Origin of the sequence: Streptomyces sp. NPDC058674, from assembly GCF_042716505.1 — a bacterium.
GTDB lineage: Bacteria > Actinomycetota > Actinomycetes > Streptomycetales > Streptomycetaceae > Streptomyces.
The window spans coordinates 57,042-67,601 of record NZ_JBHXSC010000040.1; the positions used below are offsets into that span (position 1 = coordinate 57,042).

At 73.5% G+C, this 10,560-nt stretch carries 9 protein-coding genes; 5 read left to right on the forward strand and 4 right to left on the reverse strand.

What is annotated here, in order from left to right:
* Nucleotides 1–203: 203 nt before the first annotated feature.
* Nucleotides 204–1,001, reverse strand: coding sequence for a BTAD domain-containing putative transcriptional regulator (locus ACFWU6_RS21035; RefSeq protein WP_383982401.1), 798 nt, complete (start codon nt 999–1,001; stop codon nt 204–206).
* A gap of 304 nt (nt 1,002–1,305) precedes the next feature.
* Here ACFWU6_RS21035 and ACFWU6_RS21040 point away from each other — a divergent pair, with 304 nt between their 5' ends.
* The 5 genes from ACFWU6_RS21040 to ACFWU6_RS21060 all read left to right on the forward strand — a co-directional run bounded on the left by ACFWU6_RS21040 (nt 1,306) and on the right by ACFWU6_RS21060 (nt 8,152).
* Nucleotides 1,306–2,859: a tryptophan halogenase family protein gene (locus ACFWU6_RS21040; protein WP_383803008.1), complete on the forward strand. Its 1,554-nt coding sequence runs from the start codon at nt 1,306–1,308 to the stop codon at nt 2,857–2,859.
* 34 nt (nt 2,860–2,893) lie between these two features.
* Entirely contained in the window at nt 2,894–4,204 is a 1,311-nt protein-coding gene (locus tag ACFWU6_RS21045; RefSeq protein ID WP_383803006.1) for a cation:proton antiporter, read from the forward strand.
* Nucleotides 4,201–4,719, forward strand: coding sequence for a flavin reductase family protein (locus tag ACFWU6_RS21050; protein WP_383803004.1), 519 nt, complete (start codon nt 4,201–4,203; stop codon nt 4,717–4,719). The genes ACFWU6_RS21045 and ACFWU6_RS21050 overlap by 4 nt, the downstream gene beginning before the upstream one ends.
* Nucleotides 4,720–4,790: 71 nt before the next feature.
* A complete protein-coding gene (locus ACFWU6_RS21055) occupies nt 4,791–5,588 on the forward strand; it encodes an ABC transporter ATP-binding protein (protein ID WP_383982403.1) in 798 nt (265 codons plus the stop codon).
* The gene (locus ACFWU6_RS21060; RefSeq protein WP_383982405.1) at nt 5,585–8,152 is read left to right on the forward strand and encodes an FtsX-like permease family protein; all 2,568 of its coding nucleotides are present in this window, start codon (nt 5,585–5,587) and stop codon (nt 8,150–8,152) included. The genes ACFWU6_RS21055 and ACFWU6_RS21060 overlap by 4 nt, the downstream gene beginning before the upstream one ends.
* A gap of 70 nt (nt 8,153–8,222) precedes the next feature.
* Here the strand turns inward: ACFWU6_RS21060 and ACFWU6_RS21065 are convergent, their stop codons facing one another.
* The 3 genes from ACFWU6_RS21065 to ACFWU6_RS21075 form a co-directional block, all read right to left on the reverse strand.
* Nucleotides 8,223–9,131 carry an ArsR/SmtB family transcription factor gene (locus ACFWU6_RS21065; protein ID WP_383802998.1) on the reverse strand — a complete coding sequence of 303 codons (909 nt, stop codon included), beginning with the start codon at nt 9,129–9,131 and terminating at the stop codon, nt 8,223–8,225.
* 112 nt (nt 9,132–9,243) lie between these two features.
* Nucleotides 9,244–10,176: an ATP-binding cassette domain-containing protein gene (locus ACFWU6_RS21070; protein WP_383802996.1), complete on the reverse strand. Its 933-nt coding sequence runs from the start codon at nt 10,174–10,176 to the stop codon at nt 9,244–9,246.
* Between the two features lie 43 nt (nt 10,177–10,219).
* On the reverse strand, nt 10,220–10,438 hold the full coding sequence (locus ACFWU6_RS21075; protein WP_383982406.1) for an MbtH family protein: 219 nt from the start codon (nt 10,436–10,438) through the stop codon (nt 10,220–10,222).
* Nucleotides 10,439–10,560 lie beyond the last annotated feature (122 nt).

Here is a 10,560-nt window from a genome sequence, read left to right on the forward strand (position 1 = left end):
AGGGAATTCCGCCCGCTGGTCCGCGTCGCCCCGAAGGCCGGCCCCCCGATATCCGGGAGCGGCGTTCGGGGCGGCGCGGAGGATGCGGACGGAACCCGTGCTTTCACGGTATCGGCGTTCCGCTTGCGGGCAAGGGGCGCCTGCGGGACGTCAGCGGGACGACAGCGGCGGGTCAGCGGTGCGACAGGGCGCCGGCCGGCGGCTCAGCCCCGCCGGCCGGCGTAGACGAGCGCCTGGCGCGGTTCCCCGAGCACGTCGTCCTGTTCGAGGATCGCCTGGTACGCCCGGTTCAGGGCCCGGCCGGGCTCCAGGCCCAGGTCGCCGGCGAGCCGGCGCCGGGCGCCGTGGAACACGTCCAGCGCCTCGGCCTGCCGGCCCTCCCGGTACAGGGCCAGCATCAGCAGTTCGCTCAGCCGCTCCCGCTCCGGGTGCTCGACGGCCAGCTGCCGCAGCTCCGGCACGGAGATGCGGTGCGCCGCGACGGTGAGCATGGCCGTGATCAGGTCCTCGTAGGCGGTGATGCGGCGCTCCTCCAGGTGGGAGGCGGCCAGCCGGATGCGGATGCCGTCCACCGAGTCCATCAGGGCCGGCCCGCGCCACAGCGCGAGCGCCTGCTCCAGCTCGGCGATGGCGCGCGCCGGGTCCTCGTGCACCAGGGCGGCGCCGGCCTCGGCGCGGCGCAGGAAGCGGTGCGCGTCGACGCGTTCGGGTGCCAGGTCCAGCAGGTAGCCGCTGCCGACGGTGCGGATCAGCTCGGTCCCCTTCACCCCGGTGAGGGACTCCAGGTACTTGCGCAGCCGCAGCACGTTGGCCTGCAGGGCGTTGCGCGCGTTCGTCATCCGCTGGTCGGCCCAGAGCTCGTCCTCGATCTGGTCGGACGCCACCGTGGTGCGCGGCGAGAGCGCCAGGAACGTCAGGAGCGAGGTGACCCGCTTCGAGGCCATGGCGTAGGTGCGGTCTCCCAGGGAAAGGGATACGGAACCCAGTATGTTGATTTCCATTTCTGCAACCCCCGTTGATGTCGGCAGGCCCTCATGCTGTCCCGGGTCGACCGATCGGGGGAAATACCATCCGGGCAGCCGGAAATCGGCCACGTGGTATGGCCGGGCCGGCGGTCTTGCCGCAGGGGCACGCCGACGGCATACTGCCCCTCTCCCCTGACACTGCGCTGACGTCGATAAAAGTGTCCGGAATTCTCTCCCCGCCTGGGACATTAGCCGACCGCTTAAAGGCCTGTGTCCGCGCGTTCCCCGTTCCTAGGCTCCGGGTCATCCGCGATCAGTCAGCTACAGGGGAGTCAACAGGATGCTCAACAAGATCGTCATTGTGGGCGGCGGCACCGCGGGCTGGATGACGGCCTCGTACTTCAAGGCCGCGTTCGGCGACCGCGTCGACATCACGCTGGTCGAGTCCGGCCACGTCGGCGCGGTCGGCGTGGGCGAGGCGACGTTCAGCGACATCCGCCACTTCTTCGAGTTCCTCGGGCTCAAGGAGAAGGACTGGATGCCCGCCTGCAACGCCACGTACAAACTGGCCGTCAAGTTCGAGAACTGGCGGGAGAAGGGCCACTACTTCTACCACCCGTTCGAGCAGATGCGCTCGGTCAACGGGTTCCCGCTCACCGACTGGTGGCTCCACAACGGCCCGACGGACCGCTTCGACAAGGACTGCTTCGTCATGGCCTCGGTCATCGACGCCGGCCTCAGCCCCCGCCAGGAGGACGGGACGCTCATCGACTCGCCGTTCGTCGAGGGCGCGGACGAGATGGCCGGCCTGACCATGGTCGAGCACCAGGGCAAGACGCAGTTCCCGTACGCCTACCAGTTCGAGGCGTCGCTGCTGGCCAAGTACCTCACGGCGTACTCGGTCGAGCGCGGCGTGAAGCACGTCGTCGACCACGTCGAGCAGGTCAAGCTCGACGAGCGGGGCTGGATATCGGGCGTCGCCACCACCGACCACGGCGACATCACCGGCGACCTCTACATCGACTGCACCGGCTTCCGCGGCCTGCTCCTCAACCAGGCCCTCGAGACGCCGTTCATCTCGTTCAAGGACTCGCTGCCCAACGACAGCGCCGTCGCCCTCCAGGTCCCGATGGACATGGAGCGCCGCGGCATCCTGCCCTGCACCACCGCCACCGCCCAGGACGCGGGCTGGATCTGGACGATCCCGCTGATGGGCCGGGTCGGCACCGGCTACGTCTACGCCAAGGACTACATCTCCCCGGAGGAGGCCGAGCGCACGCTGCGCGAGTTCGTCGGCCCGGCCGCCGCGGACGTCCCCGCCAACCACATCAACATGCGGATCGGGCGCAGCGAGAACTCCTGGGTCAAGAACTGCGTGGGGATCGGCCTGTCCAGCGGCTTCGTGGAGCCCCTGGAGTCCACCGGCATCTTCTTCATCCACCACGCGATCGAGCAGCTCGCCAAGAACTTCCCCGGCGACGACTGGAACCCGGTCCAGCGCGAGCTCTACAACGACTCCATCGCGCACGTCATGGACGGGGTGCGCGAGTTCCTCGTGCTCCACTACGTCGCGGCCAAGCGCAACGACACGCAGTACTGGCGCGACGCGAAGACCCGCGCGGTCCCGGAGGCCCTGGCGGCGCGCATCGAGAAGTGGAAGACGCAGCTCCCGGACTCCGAGACCGTCTTCCCCTACTACCACGGCCTGCCGCCGTACTCCTACATGTGCATCCTCCTCGGCATGGGCGGCATCGAGATGAAGCCCTCCCCGGCCCTCGCCCTGGCCGATCCGGGCGCCGCGGAGCGCGAGTTCGAGGCGATCCGGGAGAAGACCCGCCACCTCACCGAGGTGCTGCCCAAGGCGTACGACTACTTCGCCCAGATGCGGGGCTGAGGCCGGTCCGCCGGTCGGAAAGGGAAGCCAAGCCATGGAAGTTGTCGACCTCCTGACCCGCTCCGTCCACGTCCTGACGATCCTCGCCGTGATCCTGCTGCTCGCCTGGACGGGACGGGCCGCGGCCCGCCTGCTGCGCCAGCCGGAGGTGATCGGCGAGATCACGGTGGGCCTGCTGGCCGGCCCGGCGGCCCTGTACCTGATGGGACCCGCGGCCTTCGACGCGGTGCTGCCGGGGCCCGTCCTGGACACCCTCAAGCTCATCTCCAAGGCGGCCCTCGCGCTGTTCCTGGTCGGCCTGGCCCACAAGCTCCAGGCCGGCCCGGGCGCGCAACCGCGTCGCACCACCGCCTGGGTGGCGGCCGGCGCGCTGGTCCCGCCGCTGGTCAGCGGCGTGCTGCTGGCCGTCCTGATCATCGCCACCGACGACACCGCGGCCCGCGGCGACGCCCCGACGGCGGCGTTCGTCCTGATGATCGCGGTGTCGATGTCCATCACCGCCGTACCGGTGATGGCCCGCATCCTCACCGACCGCGGCATGAGCGAGTCCTCGGCGGGGCGGGTCGCGCTCGGCGCGGCCATCACCGTGGACGCCGTGGGCTGGCTCCTGTGCATGCTCGCCATCAGCCTCGGCGAAGGCAGCCTCGCCGGCTTCCTGCACTCGGCGCTGGCGCTGGGGGTCGGCGCCGTCTGCGCGCTGGCGATCCGGTTCTCGCTGCGCACCCCGCTCGCCCGCCGGGCGTACGGGAGGAGCCCGCGCACCGTCGCCGTCCTGCTGGCGGCGGCCACCCTGGCCGTGGCGATCGCCATGGAGGAGATGGGCATGACCGCCATCGTCGGGGCGGCGCTGGTGGGGTTCGCGATCCCGCGGGACGCGGACGCCCCGTGGGCGCCCGCCGTCGAGGGCATCGCCCGCTCGGGCCGCCTGCTGGTCCCCGCGTTCTTCGTGGTCACCGGCGTCACCGTCCTCAACGGCAGCTTCTCGCAGGCGTCCTGGGTGCTCATCCTGGCCACCTTCCTGCTGGCCTGCCTGGGCAAGGGCCTCGGCGGCTATGCGGGAGCCCGGCTGGGAGGGCGGCCGCCGGCCGACGCCCGCCGGGTGGCCGTCCTCATGAACACCCGCGGACTGACCGAACTGATCGTGCTCCAGGCCGGCTTCAGCGCCGGAATCCTGACCGCGCCGCTGGTCCTGGCCCTGGTCGTGATGGCCATCGCCACCACCGCCATGACCGGCCCGCTGCTCGGCTTCCTCGACCACCGGGAGCGCCGCGTGCCCGACCGGAGCGTGAAGGCCGGCTCCGCCGACCCCCAGCTCGCCCTTGCGATGGAAGGCAGCACCCGATGACCACCCAGCCCACCGCGGTGACGGCCGCACAGGCGTCGCCCGACGCCTTCCGCGCCCTGATGAGCGAGTTCCCCACCGGGGTCTGCGCCGTCACCACCCGCGACGCCGACGGGGAGCCGTGGGGCATGACCTGCTCCTCGGTGGCCAGCGTCTCGCTCGCCCCGCCGACCCTGCTGGTCTGCCTGCGGGCCGGCAGCCCGACCCTCCAGGCCCTCCTCACCTCCGGTTCGTTCTCCGTCAGCTTCCTGCACGAGGAGGCCCGGGAGACCGCCGAGCTGTTCGCCTCCGGGAACCCGGACCGGTTCGCGCTGGTCCCCTGGGAGCAGCCGCCCGGCGCGGGCGGGCCGCACCTCGTCCGCGACGCCCACACCATCGCCGACTGCGAGGTGGTGCTGACCCAGCGGATGGGCGACCACGTCACCGTCTACGGCGCGGCCCGCCGGATAACCCGGCAGCACAGCCGCCCGCCGCTGCTCTACGGGCAGCGGCAGTTCCGCTCCTGGTCGCAGACCTGAGCCGTGCCCGACCTGACCCCTCAACCCAGCCGGCCCCGCCAGGGGCCGGCTTCCAGCAGAAGGAAAACCCCATGACAGGGACACCGGACCCGCAGGGTCGGCACGTCGTCCGCCTGGAATCCGTACGGAAGGTCTACGGCGGCTCCAAGAACGAGGTCACCGCCCTCGACAACGTCAGCATCGGTCTGGACCGGGGTACCTTCACGGCGGTGATGGGTCCCTCCGGGTCCGGCAAGAGCACCTTCCTGCACTGTGCGGCGGGCCTGGACCGTCCGACCTCGGGCTCGGTCCTGCTGGACGGCGTGGACCTGGCGCGGCTCAAGGAGCGGGAGCTCACCACCTTCCGGCGCGAGCGGATCGGCTTCATCTTCCAGGCGTTCAACCTGCTGCCCGCGCTGTCCGTCCTGGACAACGTGACCCTGCCGCTGCGGCTCGCCGGCAAGCGGCCGCAGAAGGGAGCGGTCGCCGAGGTGCTGGAGCGGGTCGGGCTCGGGGGCCGGGAGGGCCGGCGCCCCGGCGAGCTGTCGGGCGGCCAGCAGCAGCGCGTCGCCATCGCGCGGGCGCTCATCACCCGGCCCGCGGTGATCTTCGGCGACGAGCCGACGGGAGCCCTGGACACGTACACGGCGCGCGAGGTGCTGACCCTGCTGCGCGAGGCCGTCGAGCAGGCCGGCCAGACCATCGTGATGGTCACCCACGACCCGGTCGCCGCCTCCCACGCCGACCGGGTGCTGTTCCTCGCGGACGGCCGGATCGTGGACCACCTGGACCGGCCCACGGCCGACCAGGTCGCCGAACGCATGACCCACCTGGGTGCCTGGGGCACCCGCCCGGCGGCGGCCGCGACGGGACGGGGGACGCTGCGGTGATCAGGATCGCGCTGCGCACCCTGCGCTACCACAAGGGCGGATTCATCGCCTCGTTCATCGCGCTGTTCTTCGGCGCGACCATCGTCGTGGCCTGCGGCGGCCTCCTGGAGACGGGAATCCACAACGCGGCCCCGCCCCAGCGGCTGGCCGCTGCCCCGGTCGTGGTGACCGGGGAGCAGCGCTACCTCGGCACCTCCAGCGAGCTCGTCTTCCCCGAGCGCGTCCGCATCGACTCCGCGCTGACCGCGAAGATCGCGGCGGTGCCCGGGGTGGAGCGCACCGCCGCCGACGTGACGTTCCCCGGCGCCCTCGCGCCGGCGGGCGGCGGCCCGGCCGCACAGGTCACCGGCCACGGCTGGTCCTCCGCGGCCCTCACCCCCTACCGGCTCACCCAGGGCGCGGCGCCCGCCGACGCCGGCCAGGTCGTCGTGGACAGCCGGCTCGCCCAGCGGGCGGGCCTGCGGCCCGGCTCCGAGGTCGACATCCGCTCCGGCGGCACGTCGAAGGCGTACGAGGTCTCCGGCGTCGCGGCCGGCAACGGCGAGGCGAACGGCGTCTTCCTCGCCGACGCGGCCGCGCTCGCCGCCCAGGCCGCCGCCGGACTGCCCGGCACCGTGGACAACATCGGCGTCTTCCCGGCCGCCGGAGCGGACGTCGGCGCGGTCGCCGACGGCATCCGCGCGGCGGTCGCCGGACAGCCGGTGTCCGTGCTGACCGGTGACGAGCGGGGCCGCGCCGAGAACCCCGGCGTGATCGACGACGGCAGCGACCTGATCCCGCTGGCCGCCGCGTTCGGCGGACTGTCCGCCATGGTCACCGTCTTCGTGGCCTCCTCCACCCTCGGCCTGTCCATCCAGCAGCGGCAGCGCGAGATGGCGCTGCTGCGGGCCATCGGCACCACGCCCGGCCAGCTGCGCCGCCTGATCCTGGGCGAGACCGTCCTGCTGGCCGCCATCGCCACGGCACTGGCCTGCATCCCGGGGCCCCGCGTGGGGCGCTGGCTGCTGGGCGCCTTCGCCGACGCCGGCGTGGTCCCGGACTCGATCGTCTTCCGCGCGGGGTCGGTCCCGCTGATCGTCGGCGTGGCCACGGCCCTCGTCACCGCCGTCGGCGCGGCGTTCATCGCGGCCAACAGCGCCGCCCGCACCCGGCCCACCGAGGCGCTCGCCGAAGCCGGCCTCCAGCGCAAGTGGTTCAGCGGATTCCGCTCCGTCGTGGGCCTGCTCTGCCTCGTCGGCGGGGTCGCCCTGGCCGTGGGCACGGCCGGCATGGACGGCCCGGACGCGGGCAGCGTCGCCACCCCGGCGGCGATGGTGTGGACGACGGGCTTCGGCCTCCTCGGCCCGGTCCTCGCCCGCGGCATCACGGCCTCGCTGCGCCGCCCGGTGCGGGCGGTGTCCGGCCTCTCCGGCCACCTCGCCACCCGCAACGCGAAGGCCCGTACGGCCCGGCTCGCGGCGGCCGTGATGCCGGTGATGCTCGCCACCGGCCTGGCCGTCGGCCTCGTCTACATGCAGACCACCCAGGCCGACGGCGCCGAGCAGGCGTTCGACGAGAGCCTGCGGGCCGACGCGGTGGTGACCTCGGTCTCCGGCGGCATGCCGCTGGAGACGGTGGACGCCGTCCGCGCCCTGCCCGGGGTCGCGGCGGCCTCCGCCCAGGTGCCCAGCCTCGGCTTCATCGAGCCCGACGTACCGATCGACCCGGCCGTGAACGGCGGCGACGGCGAGTCCGGCGCGCCGCAGCCCACCGAGGTGTCGATGCAGGGCGTCACCCCGGAGGGGGTGGCCGAGACCACCTCCTTCCGGGCCGCGTCCGGAAGCCTCGACGCCCTGCGCGGCGACGCCGTCGCCCTGCCGGCCCGGTACGCCGGCGACCGGAGGATCGGGGACACGGTGCCGATGCGCCTGGGCGACGGGACCCGCGTGGACCTGAAGCTGGTCGCCACCGTCGACGGCCGGCGCGGCTACGAGACCGCCCTGGTCCCGGCGTCCGTCCTGGTCGGGCACACCGACGCGGGCCTGGTCCCGCAGATCATGGTGCGCGCCGCGCCGGGCACCGACCGGGCCGCCCTGGAGGCCTCGCTCCGTACCCTCGCCGACCGCCAGCCCGGCCTGCGGGTCACCGACCGGCAGGCGCTGACGGCGGTGGCCGCCGACAACAGCGACACCCAGTCGTGGATGGCGTACCTGGTCCTGGCCGTGGTCGTCGGCTACGCCGCCATCGCCCTGGTCAACACCCAGGTGCTGGCCACCACCGAGCGGCGGCGCGAGTTCATGCTCCAGCGCCTGATCGGCGCCACCCGCCGGCAGGTCATGCAGATGATGGCGATGGAGGCGGTCCTGGTCTCCGTGGCCGGCATCGTCCTCGGTCTGCTGGTCGCGGCGCTGACCCTGGTGCCGTTCAGCATGAGCGTGCTGGGCACGACGCTCCCGACGGGCTCCCCGTGGATCCTCGTCACCGTCGTCGGCGGCGCGCTGGGACTGACCCTGGCCACCACGCTGCTGTCGGCCGGCGCGGTGCTGCGCGGCCGCCCCGGCGACCTGGCGGGCATCAAGGAGTAGTGCCGCGACGCGAACGGCCGCCCCCGGCACGGAGATCCGTGCCGGGGGCGGCCGTGTGTGCGGCGGTACCTCAGGACGCGTGCTGGAGGGCGGCGCCGGCCGCGGCGGGCGCCCGGTGCCGGGCGGGGCCGCCGGCCGGCTGCGCCGTCATGCCCTTGAGCAGGGCCGCGCCGAGCGGGGTCAGGGTGTGCAGCACGGTGTTGCGGACCCGCCGGGTGGTGATCAGGCCGGTCCGCCGCAACACCGCGGTGTGCTGGCTGGCCCCGGCGGCGGAGATGCCGAGCCGGTCGGCGAGCTGCGTGGTGGTGCAGCTGGCCCGCAGGACGTGCAGCGCGGCGGCCCGGGTCTGCCCGACCAGGGCGCCCAGCGACTGGCCGCTGCCGTCGGGCTTGTCCCACAGCGCGGTCGCCTGGTAGGTGTCCGGCGGCGCGGCGAAGGCCAGCACCACCGGCGCGGACCGGTCCAGGTGGCGGGTGACGCGGCCGGCCCGGTGCGCCAGGAACACCGAGGGCGCCAGCACCAGCCCGCGCCCCTCCAGGCGGATGTCCTCGTCGGGCCCGTCGTGGATCTCCAGCACCGGTGCCCGCCAGGTGATCCGGGAGTGCAGCGTGGTCAGCAGCAGTTCGGCTCCGCCGCCCATCAGCACCCGGCCCCGGGCCTCGCACTCGACCTCCAGGAAGGCCAGCAGGTGCTCCCAGTACGGCGCCACCGCGGTCGTCCAGACCCGGGTGAGGTCCCCGCCGGCGGCGCCCTGCTCGATGACGCGCAGCATCGCGCCCAGGCCGGCCTCGCCGTCGGGGCCCGGGCCGCCGGGGCCCGGCCGCAGCCGTTCCCCGACCTGGCTGCGCCAGCGCGCGAACGGGGCGCCGACGCCCCGGCCGAGCAGTCCGTACGCGAAGGCCGACTCGACCAGCGGTCCCGCGGTGATCTTCAGGCGGGTCCGGGCGACGTCGGCCGCGGTGAAATGGATCCTTTGCACAGTGAAGCCCCCGTGGTCCTGCTGGTTCCGTCATCGGAAGGGAGCCGGGCGCCGCGCCCGCACCGGGGTCGCGACGGGAGCTCCCCTGGTGCGCGGCGCGCGCCCGGCCGGGTCAGGCCGGCGTGCCGGTGAGCGTGACGAAGACGTCGTCGAGGGTGGGCCTGCGGAGGGCGAAGTCGGTGACCTCGACGCCTTCCTGCCGCAGCGTCCCGGCGGCCGAGGCGATCGTCCCGAGGCCGTCGCCGACCGGGATGGAGACCACGCCCCGCGCGGTGTCCACGGTGGGCTCCGCCGCCGTGATCCGGCGCAGTGCGCCGACCGCGTCCGGCAGGCGGCCCGGTACGGCGACGGTCACCTCCAGCCGCTCTTCGCCGACCTTGCGCTTCAGCTCGTCCGGGGTGCCCTCCGCGATGACGCGGCCGGAGTCGATGACGGCGATCCGGTCGGCGAGGAAGTCGGCCTCCTCCAGGTACTGGGTGGTCAGCAGCACGGTCACCCCGTCCTCGACGAGGTCCCGCACCACCGTCCACAGGCCCATCCGGCTCACCGGGTCCAGTCCGGTGGTCGGCTCGTCGAGGAAGAGCACCGACGGCGTGGCGACCAGGCAGGCAGCCAGGTCCAGCCGCCTGCGCATGCCGCCCGAGTAGGTGCGGGCCTGGCGGTCGCCGGCCGCGGTCAGGTCGAAGCGCTCCAGCAGCTCCTGCGCCCGCTCCCGGGTCGCACGGCGGCCCAGGTGCACGAGGGTGCCGATGAGTTCGAGGTTCTCGCGGCCGGTGAGCATCTCGTCCACGGCCGCGTACTGGCCGGCGAGGCCGATCCTGCGGCGCACCTCGTGCGGTTCGCGCACGATGTCGTACCCGGCGACGGTCGCATGGCCCCCGTCCGGTTCGAGCAGCGTCGCCAGCATCCGCACGGTGGTCGTCTTCCCCGCCCCGTTGGGGCCGAGCAGGCCCAGTACGGTGCCGGCCGGGACCTCCAGGTCCACCCCGCCCAGCGCCTCGTGGCTCTCGTAGCTCTTGCGCAGCCCTTCCGCGCGAATCGCCATGTCTACGTCCACAGTTCCTCCTCCGCCCCGGACCCGTCCCCGATCAGAGGGACTCGGCGCCGGCGGCCGCGCGGAGCCCGGCGGGACACATGTCCGTCCAGTGCTCCTCGACGTAGGCGAGGGCCGCCTCCCGCGGTCCCGCGGGCAGCGCCACCGCCCAGCCGTCGGGGAGCCGGGCGAAATCGGGCCAGAGGGAGTGCTGGCCTTCGTCGTTCACCAGCACGAGGAAGGTTCCGTCCTGGCTGTCAAAGGGGTTCGACACGTCGCTCACTCCGTCATCCGGGTCGTCATGGACGGGCTTGGGGGTGCCCCCGGGGGTCGGGTGGGGACGAAGGCTCGGGGTCGAATCAGGGCGGGGTCGGGGGAGGCGAGGGGGGTGTGTTT

What these genes read in the sequence shown, in the direction of transcription:
- ACFWU6_RS21055 (WP_383982403.1), top strand. Translation starts at nt 4,791, where the DNA reads ATGACAGGGACACCGGACCCGCAGGGTCGGCACGTCGTCCGCCTGGAA.
- ACFWU6_RS21035 (WP_383982401.1), bottom strand. Translation starts at nt 1,001, where the DNA reads ATGGAAATCAACATACTGGGTTCCGTATCCCTTTCCCTGGGAGACCGC.
- ACFWU6_RS21045 (WP_383803006.1), top strand. Translation starts at nt 2,894, where the DNA reads ATGGAAGTTGTCGACCTCCTGACCCGCTCCGTCCACGTCCTGACGATC.
- ACFWU6_RS21070 (WP_383802996.1), bottom strand. Translation starts at nt 10,176, where the DNA reads ATGGCGATTCGCGCGGAAGGGCTGCGCAAGAGCTACGAGAGCCACGAG.
- ACFWU6_RS21050 (WP_383803004.1), top strand. Translation starts at nt 4,201, where the DNA reads ATGACCACCCAGCCCACCGCGGTGACGGCCGCACAGGCGTCGCCCGAC.
- ACFWU6_RS21040 (WP_383803008.1), top strand. Translation starts at nt 1,306, where the DNA reads ATGCTCAACAAGATCGTCATTGTGGGCGGCGGCACCGCGGGCTGGATG.